This window comes from Ruegeria sp. AU67 (assembly GCF_900312795.1).
GTDB classification, from domain to species: domain Bacteria; phylum Pseudomonadota; class Alphaproteobacteria; order Rhodobacterales; family Rhodobacteraceae; genus Ruegeria; species Ruegeria atlantica.
The window spans coordinates 63,361-83,172 of sequence record NZ_OMPH01000018.1 but is presented as its reverse complement, the minus strand read 5'-3'; the positions used below and the strand labels follow the sequence as shown (position 1 = coordinate 83,172).

Genomic DNA, 19,812 nt, shown 5'->3' with positions numbered 1-19,812 from the left:
GGGCGAGGCCATGAGCGATTCAATTGCGGTAACAGAGCTGACGGAAGATCAAGCACGTGCCGAGCTGGCGCGACTTGCGGAATTGATTGCGCGGGCCAACACGCTGTATCACGCCGAGGACGCCCCAGAGATCTCGGACGCCGACTACGATGCGCTAAAGAGGCGAAACGCGGACATCGAGGCGCGTTTCCCCAAGTTGAAACGGCTCGACAGCCCCACAGATCAAGTGGGCGCAAGACCGGCGGAGGGATTTTCAAAACTCGTACACGCTGTCAGAATGATGTCCCTGGGCAATGCGTTCAACGATGAGGACGTTTCGGATTTTGACAGGTCAATCCGCAAATATCTGGGATTGGGCGACTCGGCCGAGCTGGCTTTTACTGCTGAACCCAAGATTGACGGTCTGTCCCTGTCGCTAAGGTATGAACAGGGGAAGCTCGTGCAGGCGGCGACCCGCGGCGATGGCGAGATTGGTGAAAACGTGACTTCGAACGCGGGGACGATCTCGGACATTCCGCACAGCGTCAAAAACGCTCCGGAGGTTCTGGAAGTGCGCGGTGAAGTTTACATGTCGCATGAAGACTTCGACAAGCTGAACGCGCGACAGACAGAGTTGGGCGAAAAGGTTTTTTCAAATCCACGAAACGCTGCTGCAGGGTCGTTGAGGCAGCTTGACGCGAAAATCACACGATCCCGTCCGCTGCGGTTTTTCGCTTATGCCTGGGGTGAGTTGTCAGCCCCCTTGGCCGATACACAATTGGGTGCCATTGAACAGTTGGCGGAATTCGGTTTCTCAACCAACCCACTGACAGCATTGTGCGAAACGACAGATCAGATGATCAAGCACTACCGTAGCATCGAAGCGCAACGTGCAACGCTTGGTTATGATATCGATGGCGTTGTCTACAAGGTGAACGACTTGGCGCTGCAGGCCCGGTTGGGGTTCAGATCCACGACCCCCAGATGGGCTATCGCGCATAAATTTCCCGCCGAACTGGCATGGACAAGGCTGGAGGCCATCGACATTCAAGTGGGTCGCACGGGTGCGCTCAGCCCGGTTGCCCGGCTGCACCCGGTAACTGTTGGTGGCGTCGTCGTGTCCAATGCCACGCTGCATAACGAGGACTATGTCGCTGGTCGCGACGCAAAGGGCGGTACGATCCGGGATGGGAAAGATATTAGGGTCGGCGACTGGGTGCAGGTTTATCGCGCGGGCGACGTGATCCCAAAAGTAGCGGATGTCGATATTTCGAAACGTCCAGATGGCGCGCAACCTTATGATTTTCCCACGACCTGTCCGGAATGCGGCAGTGATGCGGCTCGGGAAGAAGGCGATGCCGTTAGACGCTGCACCGGTGGGATTATTTGCCCGGCGCAGGCCGTTGAAAAATTGAAACATTTTGTATCTCGGAAAGCGTTCGATATCGAAGGGCTGGGCGCCAAGCAGATTGAAATGTTCTACGATGACCCGGACTTGCCAATCAAAACCCCGGTGGACATCTTCACACTGCAGAACAGAGATGCGGCCAATCTAAACAAGCTCGCCAACCGCAAGGGCTGGGGCGCGCAAAGTGCCGGGAACCTTTGGGCTGCAATTGATGAAAAGCGCCAAATCCCATTCGGACGCCTTATTTTTGCATTGGGCATACGACACGTCGGAGAGGCGGCGTCGAACCTGATCGCCAACCACTATGGCGCCTGGCCAGAATTTGAGCGTGCCGTCACCGCAGCCGCTGATTTCGAAGGACCTGAGTGGGACGAGCTTTTGGGTATTGATGGCGTAGGTGACGTCATGGCGCGCGCCTTGGTGTCTGCATTTGCTCAGGACGCGGAGCGCAAGAGCATCGACGCTTTGGTCGTGCAATTGGACGTGCAGGACGCCAAACGACCCGACACATCGGGCAGTCCGGTGGCTGGCAAGACGGTTGTCTTTACAGGGTCACTTGAAAAGATGACCCGCGCCGAGGCCAAAGCCCGCGCCGAAGCGCTGGGGGCCAAGGTCTCTGGGTCGGTCAGCAAGAAGACTGATTTGCTGGTCGCAGGCCCTGGTGCTGGGTCAAAAGCCAAGAAGGCAGCAGAGCTTGGGATAGAGACGCTGGACGAAGATGAATGGCTGCACCTGATCGGCACCGCATGAGCGGTCGCCCTGAAATCCTGTTTCCCCTGTTCGCGGGGCTGGAGACGCTGGAAGGCGTTGGCCCTAAGACTGCGCAGACAATGGTGCAGGCGGGGATCGAGTCGCCGCGCGATGTGCTGTTCGGTTTGCCCTATGCTGTCGTTGATCGCAGGCAGCGCGATACAATCCACGGGGCTGATCTGCCAACGACATTGACAGTTGAGGTCACGGTCGGCACCCACAGGCCGTCGCGAAACAAGGGCGGGGCATACCGCGTTAACGTCGAAGACACGCAGACCGAGTTTCAGTTGGTCTTTTTCCACGCGCGTGGCGACTATTTGAAAAAAGTTCTACCGCAAGGCAGCCGTCGTGTGATCTCTGGCAAGCTCGAACTGTTCGACGGCATGGCGCAGATGGTCCATCCAGATCACATGCTGCCCGTGGAAAGCGCGGATGACATTCCTGAGTTCGAGCCGGTTTATCACCTGACGCAGAGCATCACCCAAAAGACGGCTTACAAGGCGGCACGTAGCGCATTGACCCGCGCACCAAAGCTGGCTGAGTGGATTGACCCTGCGCAAGTGTCAAAACAGGGCTGGGCGGATTGGGCCACGGCTGTATCCGCGGCGCACAATCCACAGGGGGCGGATGATGTGGCCGCGCATGCGCCAGCCCGGGAACGCCTTGCCTATGATGAGCTTTTTGCCCATCAGGTGACACTGGCTCTGGCGCGACAACGCGAGCGAAAGGCCCGGGGCATCGTGAGCGTCGGCACTGGTGCTCTGCAAGCTAAAGTTCTTGCTAATCTGCCTTACAAACCCACCGGGGCCCAGGCGCGGGCAATCAAGGAAATAACCGCCGACATGGGCTCGGACGCACGGATGAACCGATTGCTGCAAGGCGATGTGGGCGCAGGGAAAACCTTGGTCGCCTTCATGGCACTTCTGGTCGCGGTCGAGGCTGGTGGACAAGGTGTCATGATGGCGCCGACCGAGATTCTGGCCAGGCAGCATTTGGAAGGCCTGCGCCCGCTTGCCGAAGAGGCCGGAGTCGTTCTGGAAATCCTGACGGGACGGGACAAGAGCGCCGAACGGCGTGCAAAGTTGGCCGCCCTAAAACAGGGCGATATTCACATCCTTGTCGGCACCCACGCGGTGTTTCAAAGCGATGTGGAGTTCCACGCCCTGCGACTTTCCATTGTGGACGAACAACACCGGTTTGGGGTTCGCCAAAGGATGGAGCTGTCCGAAAAAGGGCAGGGCGCGGATGTTCTGGTGATGACCGCGACACCGATCCCGCGCAGCCTGGCCTTGGCGCAATATGGGGACATGGATGTCTCTGTTCTGGATGAAAAACCACCGGGGCGGAAACCAATCAAAACGGCGATTATCAGCACCGAGCGTATGGATGACGTCGTGGCGCATTTGCGTCGGGCTATCGATGAAGGACGTCAGTGCTATTGGGTCTGTCCGCTGGTCGATGAATCCGAAATCTCGGACCTGACGGCAGCGGAAGAGAGGTTCAAACGGCTGCGTGCCATACTGGGCGAAGGTATTGTCGGCCTGGTCCATGGCCAGATGCCCGCGTCCGACAAGGATGCCGCAATGGCCGCGTTTCAAGAGGGCCGAACAAAAGTACTTGTTGCCACGACTGTAATCGAGGTTGGCGTGAATGTTCCGAACGCCTCGATCATGGTGATCGAACGGGCTGAGATTTTCGGGTTGGCTCAACTACACCAACTACGCGGCCGCGTTGGACGGGGTGAGGCGGATTCGACCTGCTTGTTGATGTATCAACCGCCCCTTAGCGAAGGTGGGCGCAAACGGCTGGAAGTTCTGCGTGAGACCGAAGACGGGTTCCGGATATCAGAGACAGACCTGCAGATGCGCGGCGCAGGTGACCTGATCGGCACGGCCCAATCCGGGTTGCCTAAATTCCGGATTGCGGACCTGGAACGCCAGGCCGGATTAATGGCTGTAGCACAGACGGACGCACGCAATTTGCTTAGCAAAGACCCGACCTTGGCCACGGAACGTGGGCAGGCGGTGCGTGTTCTACTTTGGCTTATGAAACAGGATCAGGCAATCCGTTTAATTTCAGTGGGTTAGCAATTTCGTTCTATAAAGTTCACAAATGTTCTCAAAAAGTTCTTTACCGACTCGACGAAATATGAGAACAAAAGGTCAACAAAGGATTAAAACCCGACCGGAGGTGAGACCATGCTGACCCAGATCAAGACCGCCATAAGCCGTTCGCATTCCACGCTATTGCAGGATGCGGCAGGTGCGGTGTCATTGGTGGTGATGCTGGTGGTTGCCCTTCACCTTCCCGGAGCTTTCTGACCCTTTCTGCCTGCGATCTCGTGCCGAAAACTCCGCGCCGTCGTCCCCATTTCTGTCAAGGGTGACCTGCCTGTCCCAATTCCCTTGAAAGGGCCATGCCTCGGCCCTGCGCGGAAATACGGATCCCACGCGAGACACGCATTGCCTACCGCCGCCCTTTCCGCCCGGAAGGAGCGGCGGTTTTTTTACAACTGTCCGGTTTTGAAGATTTCGAGCATCGCCGACAGCACGGAATTCACTGCAACCGATGCCAGGATCATCCCCATGATGCGGCTGATAATGGCAGCACCGGAATGGCCAATCAATCGAATGATCGGCTCGGCCAACAGCATCAAAACAAAGGCGATGGCCACAACGGATAACATAACCAGTGCCGTGATGCCTTGATCCGCCACGCTGAACCGGTTGTTGTCAGTCAGGATAACCACGGCCAGCATTGCACCCGGCGACGCCAGTGAGGGTACCGCCAACGGAAAGATCGCGGGGTTGGGCTTGTGGAATTTGTCTTCCTGATCGTCTTCTGCTGCGCGTTGTTCAACCTCTTGTTTGCTTTCGCCAAAAATCATCGTCAGGGCGAACAGGAACAGGATGATCCCTCCGGCCACTTGGAACGAGTTCAACCCGATATCCAGCGCCTCGATCAGCAGTTGTCCAAAGACAAGGAAGAACAGCAAAACCCCGGCACTTATGAACGCCGCCAACAGGGCTGTTTTACGACGCGCCGCCGCCCCAAGCCCGGCTGTAACGGCGATAAATACGGGAATTGTTCCAATCGGATCAATAACGACCCACAGGGTAACAAAATGTTCCAGCAAACTATTCAAACCAAATTCTCCCCAAAACTTTGGCGGAGGTTAGATGGGTTTGAATTGAATTACCATCTTCAGGCGCAGTTGGCCTGTTCGGCTTGTTCCATAGCTTCAGCAGTGGCATCCAACGCCAGCAAAATCGAAGCGTGCCGGTTCTTGTAGTCGCGCGCAGGCATGAGAACTTCCAGCCCGTCAAATGGTGCATCCGGAGCAGGGCCGTCTTTCTTCAGCATAGCCGACAGCTGATCCCGCGCGGTTTCGATTTGTGCGCGCGTGGTTCCAATTACAGCGGATCCAACGACCGAGGCCGAGGCCTGACCCAGGGCGCAGGCCTTAACGTCCTGACCAAAGTCGGACACGTGACCGTCCTCAACCTTGACGTCCACGGTCACGGTCGACCCGCACAATGGCGAGCGTTTCTTGACGGTCGCATCAGGGTTTTCCAGTCGTTCCAGATGCGGAATGTCAGCAGCCAGAGCCAGAATGCGCCCGGAATACAGCTTTATCAGGTCGTTCTCGCCAGACATGGCTTTCCCTCGTTGCGTGTTCCCCATACATAGTGGCCATCCACCGGGATGCAAAAGGTTTTTACAATGTCCGAGACCGTCACTTTCGATCTGTCTAGCCTGAAGTTTAACGACGCTGGTCTGATTCCGGCGATCGCACAGGATGAAGCTTCTGGCGAGGTGTTGATGATGGCGTGGATGAACGCAGAAGCGGTTGAAAAAACTCTTGAAACGCGCCGCGTGACGTATTGGTCGCGTTCACGTCAGTCGTTCTGGATCAAGGGCGAAACCTCGGGGCATGTTCAGGAACTGATCGATTTCCGCGTCGATTGTGATCGCGACTGCCTGCTGGTCCTGGTGCGACAGACCGGCGCGGCGTGTCATACGAACCGGCGCACCTGTTTCTACACCGCAGTGCGGGATGGTGAAGAGGTCGAGCTAATGCGACCGATGGACTAGGGTCGGTCACAGCCCGACCATGACCCGAACCTGTTCCGCGGTAACTCCATCACCACGATACTTGGCGATGGCGCGCGCGTCGTCGCGTTTGGCCAAGCGTTTGCCTGCGTCATCTCGGATCAGTTTATGATGGTGATAGACAGGTGTCGGCAAGCCGAGCAGGGCCTGCAACAGAACATGGATACGCGTCGCCTCGAACAGGTCCTGACCGCGTACGACGTGGGTAACGCCTTGTTCTGCATCGTCCAGAACGACGGATAGATGGTAGGACGTTCCCATATCGCGCCGGGACAATACCACGTCTCCGATTGTGTCCCGCAACTCATCAGCAGTGAAAGTGATGGGGCCCGTTTCCCTTTCCGGACCGGCGCCTGTTTCTTCGAAAACAGCCGTTTTTGCATACGGTTGAGCGGCAGTCCTAAACAAATCTGGAACTACACGTGCAGCCATTTCAATGTCCAGTCGAAGGGGCAAATCTTGTGGAATCGGCCCCGATCGCTCTGAAACATGCCTGCACGTGCCCGGATAAATGATCCCATCCGGCCCATGCAGAGGAACTCCTTCCTGTGGTGCCCCGGCGGCGGCGGCAATGTCCCGACGGTTGCAGGTGCACGGGTACAACAGACCTTGTGACCACAACGTTTTCAGCGCGTCTTTATAAGTCGACACACGAGACGATTGCCACATCACGGGTTCTGGCCAGGTCAATCCTAGCCAAATCAGATCGTCATAAATCTGCTCTTCCCAATTTGCCCGGCAGCGGGAGCGGTCGATGTCTTCGATCCGCAATAGAAATTGACCGCCTTCAGCGGCGGCCATATCACTGGCAAGAAGTGCAGAATAGGCATGGCCAAGATGAAGCGGCCCCGTAGGAGATGGGGCGAATCTGGTAGTGAATGTCACGTTTTTTCAACAACATATACGTCAGATTTAAGGTCCATCCCGGGAAGATGCGGCCCGTATTCCCGAAACAACAACCGCGCAGCGCCCATGTCCAGCCAATCGTTCAAACGGGTGGTGAAGGACGGGTCATCAAGTGTGTGATCGTTGAAGGAAAAGGCCAGTAAGCCACCTTTGGGTAGTGCCTTCATCAACAGGTCGAATGTCTCTGGCGGTGCGGCGCCGGTTCCGATCACGCCAATCGCTGTGATTGCCTTATAGGCATCTTGCTCCAGCGGTTCCGGATCGGTGATCTCAAACGTCGTGAGGTTTCTGTAAACCTTCTTGGCGGCTGCCCCTTCAAGCATCTTTGGCGTGGGATCCACACCATCGATTACCTGAAATCCCGTATCGTGCAGGGCTTTGCCGGACAAACCCGTGCCACAACCGTAATCCAGAACAGGCGTCTGCGGTTCGGGCATCTGGGACCAAAGCGCCTCGGCCACGCGGCCAGGCGTGGCGTAGCCATGTGACCCCACTTCGGCGTCGTATGACGAGGCCCACTTCTGATAATGCGTACGAGTCGCCTCGGGAGTATCAAGCCCGTAGGCGTCTTTGAGGTATTTGTCGCTCATACCCGTATGTTAGGCCGGTAGCGTGCAATGCGTCCAGTCAGCAATGCGCCAGCCAGTCTGTCCATTCCGTTTTGGCCCGGTCGGTGTAGGCCTTGTACCGGTCCTTACGGCCCCGGCGCCCCCCTTTGAGGCCATCAACCGGGCGAAACAGACCAAAGTTGACGTTCATGGGTTGAAAGGTCTTGGCTTCGGCCCCGCCGGTGATGTGGTGTATCAACGCGCCCATGGCACTGTCCTGCGGGATCTCGGGCAGGGAACGCCCCAGGATCTCGGCAGCAGCCAGCCGCCCAGCCAACAATCCCATTGCAGCGCTTTCCACATACCCCTCGACACCGGTTATCTGGCCGGCAAACCGAATATTCGGCTTTGATTTCAGTCGCATCTGCGCGTCCAGCAATGTCGGAGAGTTGATGAACGTGTTGCGATGAATCCCGCCCAGGCGCGCGAAACTGGCGTTCTCAAGCCCCGGGATCATGCGAAACACTTCGGTTTGCGCGCCATATTTCATTTTGGTCTGGAAGCCGACGATGTTGAACAACGTACCCAGGGCATTGTCGCGGCGAAGTTGCACAACGGCATGAGGTTTGACGTCAGGCTGATGCGGGTTTGTCAGGCCGACCGGTTTCATGGGACCGTGGCGCAGCGTTTCGCGGCCGCGTTCCGCCATAACCTCGATGGGCAGGCAGCCGTCAAAATACCCGGCAGTTTCACCTTCGTGAAATTCGGTTTTGTCAGCGGATAGCAGGGCGTCAATGAAGGCCTCGTACTGATCGCGGTCCATGGGACAGTTCAGATAGGCCGTCCGCTCCTCTTCGGTTTCGCCCTTGTCATAACGTGACTGCATCCATGCCTGGCTCATGTCGATGCTGTCGGCATAGACAATGGGCGCAATCGCGTCGAAGAACGCCAGAGCCTCAGCACCTGTCTGATCCCTGATCGACTCGCCCAGCGACGAGGATGTCAGCGGACCCGTCGCAATGATCCAGTGGCCGTCGTCGGGCAGGGCGGTGACTTCTTCGCCCGTCACCTCAACTCGCGGATGGGCCTGCAGCTTGGCGGTTACTGCTTCGGCAAACGGATCACGATCCACGGCCAATGCGCCACCGGCGGGCAGGCGATGCGTATCGGCGGTGCCCATGATGATGCCGTTGGCTTCGCGCATTTCCCAATGCAGCAGACCGACGGCATTCTGTTCGTCGTCATCCGAGCGGAAGGAGTTCGAGCACACCATCTCGGCCAGATTGCCGGTCTGGTGCGCAAAAGTGCCCACTTTGGGCCGCATTTCGTGGATTACAACGTCCACGCCCATTTCCGCTGCTTGCCAGGCCGCCTCGGACCCTGCCATGCCGCCGCCAACTATATGCAATTTCTGTGTCATGAGGTGCCACATAGGGCACAGCATCGCGCAACGCAACACACGCCAAGTTTCGCGTTGATTAGCTAGTAATTTAAGGGGGGTACTTGGGGTCGCCGCAGCGGGAATGTCAGCGCCGGTGAGAGAAACCAGCTTGGAGGGACCTTCCGCCTACAGCGACCCAAAAGCGTATTTGGGCCTAAGCCATGCCTCAGCATTGCCACAGTGTGGCCCTTTTGAAAAGGACTAAATTGCGAACAGTCGCGAAAATTTCCTTAAATAATCTCGTTATTGTTCCCAATTTGGCGGTCTTTTTTCGATAAATGCAGATATTCCTTCTTCGGTATCCCGATGCATCATATTCTGCGCCATTACCTCTCCGGTATAGGCGTAAGCCTGTTCGATCGGCATATCCAATTGCTTGTAATAGGCCTGTTTGCCCACTTTGACCGCTGATCCAAGCTTGTCCGCCAGTAGTTCGGCAAGCGCCATCGTTTCATGTTCCAACAACATTTCCGGTACGGCGCGATTGATCAGGCCCAGCTCTGTCGCGCGTTCTGCGGAGATGAACGCGCCTGTTGTCAACATTTCAAATGCCTGTTTCCGGGGGATATTCCGGCTGAGGGCCACCATAGGGGTCGAACAAAACAACCCGATATTGACCCCGTTTACACCAAAGCGCGTGCCTTCGGCTGCAATCGCAAGATCACAAGTGGCCACTAGTTGGCAGCCGGCGGCTGTGGCGATGCCGTGGACTTGCGCGATCACGGGTTGGGGCAGGGATTGAATCGACAGCATCATTTTGGCGCACTGCGCGAACAAGTCCTGGAAGTAGGCTTTTCCCCCATCCTCGCTCTGACGTCCGGCTGTCATTTGTTTAAGATCGTGACCTGCGCAAAACGCTTTGCCTTCGCCGGACAGGATCACGGCGCGAATGCTCGAGTCGTTACTTAAGGCGTCGAATTCAGCCTGAAGTGCTGCAAGCATCTCTTCGCTCAGGGCATTCAGGCGCTCTGGCGCGTTCATTTTCAACCGGGCAACGCCGTTCATGTCGTTACGTTCCAGAATTCCCATCTTGCTCTCCGATCTGATGTCGGGCCAACTCTAGGGTGGCAATTCGAGGAGGGGAAGTATGTCGTTGGTTTTGAACCGCGAACAACTGTCAGATTATCTGGTTGAGGTTTTTCCACAGGTCGCGAAGGACTTTGTCATCGACAGCCTAGATGAAAACTCAATCACCATGCGGCTGAAGGTCGGGGACAGGCATCTGCGGCCAGGGGGGACAGTTTCAGGCCCGTCGATGTTCGGTCTGGCCGATGTCAGCGTCTATGCAATGATCCTTGCATTGAAAGGACGTCAGTCGCTGGCGGTGACGACGGGGTGTTCGATGGATTTCATGCGCAAACCCGATGGGGCCAACGATATGATCGCGCGCTGCAGCTTGCTAAAACTGGGCAAGACGCTTGCGGTAGGCGATGTTTTGATGTTCTCGGAAGGCTCAGACAAACCCGTGGCGCGGGCTACGATGACCTATTCATTGCCACCGGCGGGGTCTGCAGCTGCGGCATTTGGATAAAAAAGGGCCGGGTATGAAACCCGGCCTAGGAAGAGGTCCCGATAGGGACTGGGGATAATTAATACTGCCAGAAATAGCGTTTGATCTCGCGGTCGGCCGCGGGGCGGGTCAGGCCGACATCTTTAAGCATGCGATCATCCAACTTGGACAGGTTAATTCTGCTGCGGCGCTGTCGTTCCCACTGTGTGACAGTCGCCGCAAACCGCACGGCCAGCGCGGCGATCATCGGCAGCCGAGGGCTATCGTTCAGCAGCATGAGGGCGGGGTTGTGCATATGGCGTGTCATCTTGGGTATCCTTTCAAATTGTATTGACACAAAGTACTAATATTCGGTACATATGTGTGATACATTCGAGATTGTGTCAAAAGCAAAGGAAGAATTGTAATGGATACAATTTGGCCAGAGGCGTTACCAAAATCCAAAGGTCCCAAGTACACACTGGTCGCCGACACAATACGAAAAGCGATTGATAACAAAGCGCTGGAGGTAGGATCCAAACTGCCTCCAGTCCGAGAACTTGCGTACCGGTTACAAATAACGCCCGGCACGGTTGCCCGGGCATATACGATTCTGACGGAAGAAGGCTTGCTACAAGCCGAGGTCGGACGTGGTACATTTGTCGCCCCTCCAAAATCACCTTTGCTGGACGATGTGTGGGCAAGACAACTTCACCTGCGCGACGACAAGTACAACGCCGATGTCAGCTTGTTCAGCCCCAGATTACCGGATGTGGGGCAGGTGGCATTGATCAGGGAATGTCTTAAGAAAGTGTCCCAAGCCGATCCGCGTTTGCTGATGAATTACCCGACACGCGATGCGTACCAACCCATGCGGCAGGCGGTCGTTGAATGGCTCTCAGATCTGCCGCTTGGCGCAGTGACCCATGATGATGTGGTTTTGACTCATGGTGGGCAAAATGGTCTTTGCCTTGTGTTTCAGACGATCCTGCGCGGCCCCAAGCCGGTCGTTCTGGTTGAAGATCTGTCGTATGCCGGTTTCCGTCGGGCAGGTGAGTTGATGCGGGCCGAGGTTGTCGGCGTGAAAATGGACAAGTGGGGCATTGACCCTCAGGCTATGGATCACATTTTGCGTCAGACCCAGGCGCAAGCAGTTTGCGTCTCGCCCGAGGTGCAAAACCCAACCGGTACACATACGCCGCTGGAACGTCGAAAAGAGGTTGTGGAAGTCGCCCGCCGCCATGATTTGCAGATCATTGAAGACGATTGCTATCGAATGGGGGACGCGCGCGAGCCCAGCTATCGCGCATTAGCACCTGAACGGGGTTGGCATGTTTCGTCGATCTCAAAGATCCTGACGCCAGCCCTACGCGTCGGGTTCGCCATCGCCCCGCGCGAACGCAGCGTCGATCTTCGGCGCTCAGCCGAATACGGCTATTTCGGTTTGGCGCAACCACTTGCAGAACTGACCCGGCTGTTGCTGTCTGATCCACGGACACGGCAGATCGCCAGGGACGTTCGTGCCCGGATGGGCGATTATGTCCGGGTGACGGTCAATGCGCTTGGCGGCTTTGATCTGAACTGGGCGCCGGACGTGCCGTTTGTCTGGCTGAACCTACCGTCGGGTTGGCGTGCCGCCGCATTCAGCCGTGCTGCTGAACGCGAAGGCATACAGTTACGGTCTGCCGACGAGTTCGCGCTGCGGGACGGGCGTGCCCCCAACGCCGTACGCATTGCGATGAATGGGCACGTGTCATTGGAGCGGTTTGAGGCCGCAATGCAGCGCCTGCGTGCACTTTTAGATAATCCGCCGGAACAGATCAGCGTCTAGGCTCCTAGCTCAATGGGGCGGGGTCGCCAAAGAACCCGGCCAGATGTGAAATCTTGCCTTGTTCATTCAATCGTACGAAATCGTGGCCGGTCACCATTATGGTGCCGTCGGGGCCAACCATACGCCAAGTAAAGTGGACGACATCGTGATGATTGTTGGGGTTGCTGGTCAGCTCAACCCGACCGCCAGAGCTTTGGAGGACTTCCCCGATATGATCGCACAGGTTTGACCGTCCGTTCACTTCTGCCGTCGGGTCGACATAGATGCCATCCTCGGCGAAACACTTGGTTAATAGGTCAAGGCGTTGACCTTGGTCCGCCTGTTGCCAGGCCGCCCCGTAATCGGCGATGGTTTGCTGCCAATCCATTCTCTGGCCACTCCCTTTTTGATCGCTGGTCTACAACAGTATATCTGGTCGGGGATATTTGCGGAAATTGAAGACGATTTCATGGGGTAAAATAATACCTATTTCGTAATATGCTGTAATTGCTAGATTATTTTTGATTTCATGTTCTTGACGCGCCACAAGGGTACATCTAAATACGCAACATCGAATTCGGGCCGCTCCGTATGTGGGCGGTCTTTCACATCAAACAGGACTATCCTGCCATGAAAACCTTTTCTGCAACACCTGCAGACATCGACAAGAAATGGATCCTGATCGACGCCGAGGGCGTTGTTCTGGGTCGTCTTGCTTCGATCGTCGCCATGCGTCTGCGTGGCAAGCACAAAGCGTCGTTCACCCCGAACATGGACATGGGCGACAATGTCATTGTGATTAACGCTGACAAAATCCAGATGACCGGCAAGAAGCGCGAAGAAAACTTCTACTGGCACACTGGCCACCCGGGCGGCATCAAGTCGCGCACCAAACAGCAGATCCTTGAAGGCAAGCACCCCGAGCGTGTTGTGACCCAAGCGGTCAAGCGCATGCTGCCTGGCAACCGCCTGTCGCGTCAGGTTATGACCAACCTGCGTGTTTATGCCGGTGCTGAGCACCCGCATGAAGCCCAGTCGCCCGAAGTTCTGGATGTTGCATCCATGAACAAGAAAAACACCCGGAGCTAATGACCATGGCTGATCAGATCAATACTCTCGAAGAGCTGAGCGCCGTTGCAGGCGTTGAGGTTGTGGCCGAAGAAGTCATCGTGCGTGAACCCGTACGTGACGAACTGGGTCGCTCTTATGCCACCGGCAAGCGTAAAGACGCTGTTGCCCGCGTTTGGATCAAGCCGGGTTCCGGCAAGGTCACCGTGAACGGTAAAGACCAGGACGTGTATTTCGCACGCCCCGTTCTGCAGCTGATCCTGCGCCAGCCGTTTCAGGTTGCTGGCGTTGAAGGTGAATTCGACGTTGTCGCAACCGTCAAAGGCGGCGGCCTGACCGGTCAGGCCGGTGCGGTCAAGCACGGCATCTCGAAAGCGCTGCAGCTGTACGATCCGTCCCTGCGTGGCGCACTGAAAGCCGCTGGCTTCCTGACCCGCGACAGCCGTGTTGTTGAACGTAAGAAATACGGTAAGCGCAAAGCGCGTCGTTCGTTCCAGTTCTCGAAGCGCTAATTCGCCACCGAGTACACAAAATCAAAAGGGCTCGCATGTGCGAGCCCTTTTTCGTTTGAGATGCGTGTTGGGCGTTATTCTTCGTACACCATCTTCCAGGCACCGTTTTCGACAACATTCACATAGACTGAGTCAGCCCCCTGATGGTCATCAGGTCCAAAAGTCATATGGTTGCCCACCAGTTCATCCTGATAGTCCAGCGTTTCCATCGCTGCGATAAAGCTTTCATGCGTCAGATCGGGGCCAGCAGCCTCAAGCGCTTTGACCATCGTTTCGGCCGCAGAATATCCCAGCATGGCAAATCCGACGGGGTCTTCACCGGTTGCCGCTTTATATTCTTCGATAAAGGCGGCAGGGGCGGGGTCTTCTGCGCGGGACCACAGATCCTGCCACGACGCGGCGGCGTAGAACCCGTCTGTCACTCCGCCCGGCACCTGCGCAACAACAGTCAGGAAACTGGCCGATGTACCGAGAAACTTCATATCCGTCAGGCCCATCTTTTTGGCGGTGCCGACAACGGTAATGGCCTGACGCACACCCAAAGCGATCGTGACGATATCGCACCCTTCTTCCTTGAGCTTGCTCAGCGAGCCCACGAAATCCGTTTCATCCGGCTTATGCGTGGTCTCGGCGACGAAAGTGATCCCGGCTTCTTCGGCACCGGCCTTGGTACCTTCGACGATTTCGGCACCAAAATCGGTTGGCAAGTACATCGAACATACAGACTGCCCGCCGAACTCGCCCGCCAGATACTTCACGCCAACACGGCTTTGGTCAAAGTAGGTCGAAAAGGCCGTGAACTTGTTGTCCATCGGTTCCTGCAGCATTTGCCGTGCGGCGGACAGTGGGGCGACATTAGGAATACCTTTTGGATCCAACAGCTTGAAGCCCGCGACGTTCATCGGAGTTCCCAGCGACTGTAGCATCGCAAACACTTTGTCGCGGTTCAGCAGCTTATTATAGCCCTGCATCGCACGTGGCATCTGATACCCATTGTCCTCGACCACATAGCGGATCGTACGTCCGTGCACGCCGCCATTGGCGTTCACGCGATCGAACACCACATTTGCACCCTTGGTCGCCGGAACACCGACGGCCGCGAAGATACCGCTCAGATCGTTGACCGAACCGATGATGATCTCATCATCCGTGACACCCTGTGTCTGTGCATTGGCAAGGGTCGCCGAAGCCGTCAAGGTGGTGGCCGCCGCCAGCCGCATGATCACATTCTTCATCTTTCTCCTCCCTCTAGGTTATCTCTTTTACTAATTGTACATGTCTTCAATAAGATGGCCGTGTTTCTTTTCGACAAAACTGCGTTTCAGCTTCATTGTCGCGGTCAGTTCATCATCATCTGCGGTCAGAAGTACATCGATCAGGCGAAAGTCCTTGATCTGCTCGACCCGTGCAAAATCCTTATTCACAACATCGATTTCCGCCTGAATCTGATCTTTGACTTCCGATGCGGCACATAAGGACGCAAAATTCGAGAATGGAATCTTCCGGTCTTGTGCAAATTTCTCAACGTTATCCTGATCAATCATGATTAGCGCTGTCAGGTACTTACGCTTGTCGCCGATGATCACCGCGTCCGCGATATAGTGGCTGAATTTCATTCGGCTTTCGATCTCGGCAGGGGTGATATTCTTGCCCCCGGCAGTGATGATGATATCTTTCATGCGCCCCGAAATGGTGACGTAGCCGTCGTCATCGATATGCCCCAAGTCGCCGGTTCGCAGCCAGCCATCGGCGGTGAACGTCTCGGCCGTTTTAGCGTTGTTGCGCCAATATCCTTGAAAGATATTAAGGCCTTTTAGCTGAATCTCACCGTCTTCGGATATCCGGATATCATTTCCGGGCACAGCGCGTCCGATGGTTCCGACCTTATTGCTTTCAATGGTATTTAGCGTCGCCAGACCCGAGGTCTCGGTCATCCCGAACCCCTCGACCAACGGCACGCCAATAGCCCAGTACCATTTCAGCAGATCGGTCGAAATCGGGGCCGCGCCTGAACCTCCGCGCCGCATCTTGTCCATACCCAGCATGCGGCGCAAGTTGCGCAGTACCAGCCGGTCCCACACCCAGAATTGCGCGGCGACACTGGCCGGGACGGGTTTGCCGGCCAGAATGTACTCGGCCCGCGCAAGCCCTGCCTTCAGGGCCATGCCAAAGGCTACGCGGCCCGTGGGCGTCGCATCCTGCGTCATGATCTGAACGTAGGAATAAATCTTCTCCCAAACACGCGGAACAGCCGTGAAGGTCGAGGGTGAGATCTCTTGCAAGTTCGCAAACACGGTCTCCGGGCTTTCGGCAAAATTTACGATGCATTTGGCGGCAAGTGGGAAGTAGATGGATACGTCACGCTCTAGAATATGGCACAGCGGTAGAAAGCACAGCTGTTCGTCCGTCTCTAAGGCAGGCAACGCATGTGCCCCACATTCTATTGCCGCAAGGATGTTCTCATGGCTCAGCATCGCGCCTTTCGGCATTCCCGTGGTGCCCGAGGTGTAGATCAACAGCGCGGTATCCTGCGGCGACGCCAGCGCGATTTCAGCCTCGAAACGATCGGGATCTTCAGCCTCGGCTTGTTGGCCCAGCGTATACAGCGCGTCGATCATCATGCAGCGCGCATGATCCAGATCGTGCAGCCCCTCATCGTCAAGAATGATGACATTCAGCAGCCCGGGAACCTCGTCTTCGACCTGCAGAAATTTGTCCAGTTGCTCTTCGTTTTCGACGATCAGAAATCGGCTGTCACTATCATTGATGAGATATTTCAACTGGCTGGCAGAATCGGTGGTGTAGACACCAGACGCGATGCCACCAACGGCCTGAATGCCCAAATCGAACCAAGCCCATTCCTTGCGGTCCTCTGACAGGATCGATACAACCTCGCCGCGCTGCATCCCCAGTTTGCGCAGGGCAAGGCCAATCCACTTTGCGTGCTGCCAGTAATCTGCCCACGAATACGACCTCCAGATGCCGAGGTCCTTTTCACGGTGCGCTGTGCGATCGCCAAGCTCGGCGCAGCGTTTCCTGAACAGCTCGCAGATTGTCGTGCACTCATCGACACAGACCGGGCGCTGGCCGGGGTTTGCGTTCAGGCGAACGCCGTTGACTGTGATCTGAGGGGGCAGGGTACTGATATTCATCTGTCTCACCTCCACGTCTTTTTCCGCTTCCAACGGCGGTTTTCCCGCGCGCCTTCTTCCTGAACGCCCAGATAGAAATTCTGGATGTCCTCTGACCGCATCAGAACATCTGCTGCGCCGTCCATGACGATGCGTCCGACCTCCATCACATAGCCATGGTGGGCCAGTTCCAGGGCGGCGTTGGCGTTCTGTTCGACCAGCATCATGGTCATGCTCTGTTCATCGTTCAGACGCCCCAGGATGCCAAAGATTTCCTGTACCAACAACGGTGACAGACCCAGCGACGGTTCATCCAACAGCATGATTTTAGGGTTGGCCATCAAGCCACGGCCGATTGCCAGCATCTGTTGCTGCCCGCCAGATAATGTTCCCGCCTCTTGATTGCGACGTTCCTTGAGGATCGGAAAGTATGAGAACACCAGATCCCGATCGTGATCAATCTGACCCTTGTCCTTCAGGGTATAGGCCCCGAGGCTGAGGTTTTCGTCGACCGTCAGCAGTGGAAACACTTCACGCCCTTCGGGCACGTGAACGATGCCTTTCTGCACGACCTTGTGTGGCTCGGACCCCTGAATTTCGTTGCCTTCAAACGTGATCTTGCCCTTTTCCGGATCCATCACGCCAGAAACGGTTTTCATCAGCGTGGTCTTGCCCGCGCCATTGGCGCCAAGGATCGAGACAATTTGGCCCTGATGAACATCCAGAGAAACACCCCGGATCGCCATGATCGGACCATAAAAACTTTCGATGTTGCGGATTGTCAGGATGGGCTCGCTCATGAGGCTTTCCCCAAATAGGCCTCGACCACCGCCGGGTGCGACTGAACCTCAGCAGGTGTTCCCAGCGCCAGTTTTGCGCCGTCCGCCATTGCCAGAACGCGATCCGAGACGCCGGAAACCAGCCCCATGTCATGCTCGACCATCAAAACCGTTATCCCCATCTGCCGCCGGATATCATCGATCCACCAGCGCATGTCGGTTGTTTCTTCCACTGAAAGACCCGAGGCCGGTTCGTCCAACAATAGCAGCTTGGGATCGGTGGCCAGTGCGCGGGCCACTTCGACCACCTTACGTACGCCATAGGGCAGGCCAGAAATCATCTTGTCGCGGAACGCCTGCAGGTCGAGGAAGTCGATAATCTCTTCGACCTTTTCGCGGTTCTCAAGTTCCTGTCGTCGTGCGGATGGCAGAAACAACACCTCGGACAGCATGTTCGATTTGCGGTGGCGGTGCCGTCCGACAAGCAGGTTCTGCAAGACCGTCGCATGCTCGAAGAGTTCGATGTTCTGAAATGTCCGCGCCACACTATATGCAGCCACGCCGGACGGTTTGGCCTTAAGCAAGTCGTGCCCGTCGTAACGGATTTTGCCTGCGTTGGGGTCGTAGAAACGCGAGATCAGGTTGAAGACCGTAGACTTCCCTGCACCATTAGGGCCAACGATGGCGAAAACCTCGCCTTCCTCGACTTCGAAAGATAGATCATTGACGGCAGTCAACCCACCGAACTTCAGGGTGACGTTTTCGAACTCAAGAAGGCTCATCTCAGGCGCTCCGTCTTGAGGTAGGATTTCTGACGCTTGAACATGTCCTTGCGATAGAAGGGAAACAGCTCGAACCACGTTCGGATTTTCAGCCAGCGCCCGTACAGGCCCATCGGTTCAAACAGGATGAAGGCGATCAGGATCATACCGAAGATACCGAACTCCAACCCCGGGATGGCAACGGTATTGCCACCAAACACCGCGCCAACATATTCCTTTGATATCGACAGGAATTGGGGAAGGAACCCGATCACGATCGCTCCAAGGAATGCGCCGTGGATGGATCCCAGACCACCGATCACGATCATCATCAGTAACTGGATTGAGATCAGGACGCTAAACGTCTCGTTGTTGAATGCGCCCGAGAACATGCCCATCAACGCGCCTGCCCATCCGCTGACAGCGCAGGACAGTGCGAACGAGATCATCTTGGTCCGTGCAATGTCCACGCCCATGGCCTGTGCCGACACTTCAGAATCCCGAACAGCGATAAAGCTGCGCCCCAAGGGCGCGCGCAACAAGTTGATGTAGCCAAGTGTGACCAACACCGCCACGCTTAGAACTAGCCAGAAAAATTGAACCGGAGTGCCCCAGCGGTCGACCAGAAACCCGAATATTTCGACACCGCCCAGATATTTCCCAGCAACGCCCCCCGTGATCGGTTCGGCCAGAACTATGACGTCATCCATCAAGATGGACAGGGCCATTGTGAAGATCGCGAGATATATCCCGTGCAGTCGCAGGGCAGGGATGGCAACCGTCACTCCGGCCAATCCGGTCAGAATACCAGCCAAGGGGAAGGCAATCAGGAACGGCACGCCAGCTTCAAGAAGAATGACATTGGCGTAGCAGCCAAAGGCTAGAAACGCTGCGTGACCCAGACTGACTTGACCTGTGTGACCCGTCAGGATCATCAACCCCAGACCTGCGATGGCCCAGATCAGCACGTTTGTCAGCTCACCCAGGTAGAAGTCGTCCAGCCACAACGGAGCGGCGGCGACAACCGCCAGCAAGATCAGGTACAGGCAAAGCTGATACGCGTCCTTCCAAGGTCGGATATCCTGCATGTAGTTGGTTTTGAACACAATCCGCATGA

Annotated in this window: 21 protein-coding genes; 8 read left to right on the top strand and 13 right to left on the bottom strand. The window is 56.2% G+C overall.

Going from position 1 to position 19,812, the window contains the following annotated elements; genetic code table 11:
* Positions 1 to 10 precede the first annotated feature (10 nt).
* The 3 genes from ligA to DK510_RS23485 all read left to right on the top strand — a co-directional run bounded on the left by ligA (position 11) and on the right by DK510_RS23485 (position 4,458).
* Positions 11 to 2,137 carry an NAD-dependent DNA ligase LigA gene (gene ligA, locus DK510_RS07365; protein ID WP_109311542.1) on the top strand — a complete coding sequence of 709 codons (2,127 nt, stop codon included), beginning with the start codon at positions 11 to 13 and terminating at the stop codon, positions 2,135 to 2,137.
* A complete protein-coding gene (gene recG, locus DK510_RS07360; protein WP_109311666.1) occupies positions 2,134 to 4,224 on the top strand; it encodes an ATP-dependent DNA helicase RecG in 2,091 nt (696 codons plus the stop codon). The genes ligA and recG overlap by 4 nt, the downstream gene beginning before the upstream one ends.
* Positions 4,225 to 4,335: 111 nt before the next feature.
* Positions 4,336 to 4,458, top strand: a complete 123-nt coding sequence (locus DK510_RS23485; protein ID WP_255414864.1) for a hypothetical protein — start codon at positions 4,336 to 4,338, stop codon at positions 4,456 to 4,458.
* Positions 4,459 to 4,643: 185 nt separating this feature from the next.
* Here the strand turns inward: DK510_RS23485 and DK510_RS07355 are convergent, their stop codons facing one another.
* Together DK510_RS07355 and DK510_RS07350 are read right to left on the bottom strand one after the other, a co-directional pair.
* Positions 4,644 to 5,282 carry a MarC family protein gene (locus DK510_RS07355; RefSeq protein ID WP_058277905.1) on the bottom strand — a complete coding sequence of 213 codons (639 nt, stop codon included), beginning with the start codon at positions 5,280 to 5,282 and terminating at the stop codon, positions 4,644 to 4,646.
* 59 nt (positions 5,283 to 5,341) lie between these two features.
* Positions 5,342 to 5,794, bottom strand: coding sequence for an iron-sulfur cluster assembly scaffold protein (locus DK510_RS07350; protein ID WP_108858657.1), 453 nt, complete (start codon positions 5,792 to 5,794; stop codon positions 5,342 to 5,344).
* 48 nt (positions 5,795 to 5,842) lie between these two features.
* Here DK510_RS07350 and hisI point away from each other — a divergent pair, with 48 nt between their 5' ends.
* A complete protein-coding gene (hisI, locus tag DK510_RS07345; RefSeq protein WP_058277906.1) occupies positions 5,843 to 6,232 on the top strand; it encodes a phosphoribosyl-AMP cyclohydrolase in 390 nt (129 codons plus the stop codon).
* 6 nt (positions 6,233 to 6,238) lie between these two features.
* On the opposite strand, the gene gluQRS is transcribed toward hisI, so the two are convergent.
* The 4 genes from gluQRS to DK510_RS07325 all read right to left on the bottom strand — a co-directional run bounded on the left by gluQRS (position 6,239) and on the right by DK510_RS07325 (position 10,174).
* Entirely contained in the window at positions 6,239 to 7,135 is an 897-nt protein-coding gene (gluQRS, locus tag DK510_RS07340; RefSeq protein WP_109311541.1) for a tRNA glutamyl-Q(34) synthetase GluQRS, read from the bottom strand.
* A complete protein-coding gene (locus DK510_RS07335) occupies positions 7,132 to 7,746 on the bottom strand; it encodes a class I SAM-dependent methyltransferase (RefSeq protein WP_109311540.1) in 615 nt (204 codons plus the stop codon). The genes gluQRS and DK510_RS07335 overlap by 4 nt, the downstream gene beginning before the upstream one ends.
* A gap of 37 nt (positions 7,747 to 7,783) precedes the next feature.
* Entirely contained in the window at positions 7,784 to 9,124 is a 1,341-nt protein-coding gene (gene trmFO, locus DK510_RS07330; RefSeq protein WP_109311539.1) for a methylenetetrahydrofolate--tRNA-(uracil(54)-C(5))-methyltransferase (FADH(2)-oxidizing) TrmFO, read from the bottom strand.
* 264 nt (positions 9,125 to 9,388) lie between these two features.
* The gene (locus DK510_RS07325) at positions 9,389 to 10,174 is read right to left on the bottom strand and encodes an enoyl-CoA hydratase (RefSeq protein WP_109311538.1); all 786 of its coding nucleotides are present in this window, start codon (positions 10,172 to 10,174) and stop codon (positions 9,389 to 9,391) included.
* Positions 10,175 to 10,232: 58 nt separating this feature from the next.
* Here DK510_RS07325 and DK510_RS07320 point away from each other — a divergent pair, with 58 nt between their 5' ends.
* Complete coding sequence (locus DK510_RS07320) at positions 10,233 to 10,676, top strand: PaaI family thioesterase (protein ID WP_109311537.1); 444 nt, start codon at positions 10,233 to 10,235, stop codon at positions 10,674 to 10,676.
* Positions 10,677 to 10,734: 58 nt separating this feature from the next.
* Here the strand turns inward: DK510_RS07320 and DK510_RS07315 are convergent, their stop codons facing one another.
* Positions 10,735 to 10,962, bottom strand: a complete 228-nt coding sequence (locus tag DK510_RS07315) for a DUF1127 domain-containing protein (protein ID WP_058271589.1) — start codon at positions 10,960 to 10,962, stop codon at positions 10,735 to 10,737.
* A 99-nt stretch (positions 10,963 to 11,061) separates the two neighbouring features.
* On the opposite strand from DK510_RS07315, the gene DK510_RS07310 reads away from it, so the two are divergent.
* Positions 11,062 to 12,465, top strand: coding sequence for a PLP-dependent aminotransferase family protein (locus tag DK510_RS07310; protein WP_109311536.1), 1,404 nt, complete (start codon positions 11,062 to 11,064; stop codon positions 12,463 to 12,465).
* Between the two features lie 4 nt (positions 12,466 to 12,469).
* On the opposite strand, the gene DK510_RS07305 is transcribed toward DK510_RS07310, so the two are convergent.
* Positions 12,470 to 12,832: a nuclear transport factor 2 family protein gene (locus DK510_RS07305; RefSeq protein WP_109311535.1), complete on the bottom strand. Its 363-nt coding sequence runs from the start codon at positions 12,830 to 12,832 to the stop codon at positions 12,470 to 12,472.
* A 242-nt stretch (positions 12,833 to 13,074) separates the two neighbouring features.
* On the opposite strand from DK510_RS07305, the gene rplM reads away from it, so the two are divergent.
* Together rplM and rpsI are read left to right on the top strand one after the other, a co-directional pair.
* Positions 13,075 to 13,533, top strand: a complete 459-nt coding sequence (gene rplM / locus DK510_RS07300) for a 50S ribosomal protein L13 (RefSeq protein ID WP_058271592.1) — start codon at positions 13,075 to 13,077, stop codon at positions 13,531 to 13,533.
* A 5-nt stretch (positions 13,534 to 13,538) separates the two neighbouring features.
* The gene (gene rpsI, locus DK510_RS07295) at positions 13,539 to 14,024 is read left to right on the top strand and encodes a 30S ribosomal protein S9 (RefSeq protein ID WP_109311665.1); all 486 of its coding nucleotides are present in this window, start codon (positions 13,539 to 13,541) and stop codon (positions 14,022 to 14,024) included.
* A 74-nt stretch (positions 14,025 to 14,098) separates the two neighbouring features.
* On the opposite strand, the gene DK510_RS07290 is transcribed toward rpsI, so the two are convergent.
* The 5 genes from DK510_RS07290 to DK510_RS07270 are packed head-to-tail and all read right to left on the bottom strand — an operon-like array spanning position 14,099 to position 19,810.
* Positions 14,099 to 15,259: an ABC transporter substrate-binding protein gene (locus DK510_RS07290; protein ID WP_109311534.1), complete on the bottom strand. Its 1,161-nt coding sequence runs from the start codon at positions 15,257 to 15,259 to the stop codon at positions 14,099 to 14,101.
* 30 nt (positions 15,260 to 15,289) lie between these two features.
* Positions 15,290 to 17,176 carry a long-chain fatty acid--CoA ligase gene (locus DK510_RS07285; RefSeq protein ID WP_109311533.1) on the bottom strand — a complete coding sequence of 629 codons (1,887 nt, stop codon included), beginning with the start codon at positions 17,174 to 17,176 and terminating at the stop codon, positions 15,290 to 15,292.
* A 5-nt stretch (positions 17,177 to 17,181) separates the two neighbouring features.
* The gene (locus DK510_RS07280) at positions 17,182 to 17,955 is read right to left on the bottom strand and encodes an ABC transporter ATP-binding protein (protein WP_109311532.1); all 774 of its coding nucleotides are present in this window, start codon (positions 17,953 to 17,955) and stop codon (positions 17,182 to 17,184) included.
* Complete coding sequence (locus DK510_RS07275; protein ID WP_109311531.1) at positions 17,952 to 18,716, bottom strand: ABC transporter ATP-binding protein; 765 nt, start codon at positions 18,714 to 18,716, stop codon at positions 17,952 to 17,954. Before DK510_RS07275 ends, DK510_RS07280 begins: the two co-directional genes overlap by 4 nt.
* Positions 18,713 to 19,810, bottom strand: coding sequence for a branched-chain amino acid ABC transporter permease (locus tag DK510_RS07270; RefSeq protein WP_109311530.1), 1,098 nt, complete (start codon positions 19,808 to 19,810; stop codon positions 18,713 to 18,715). The genes DK510_RS07275 and DK510_RS07270 overlap by 4 nt, the downstream gene beginning before the upstream one ends.
* Positions 19,811 to 19,812: the final 2 nt, after the last annotated feature.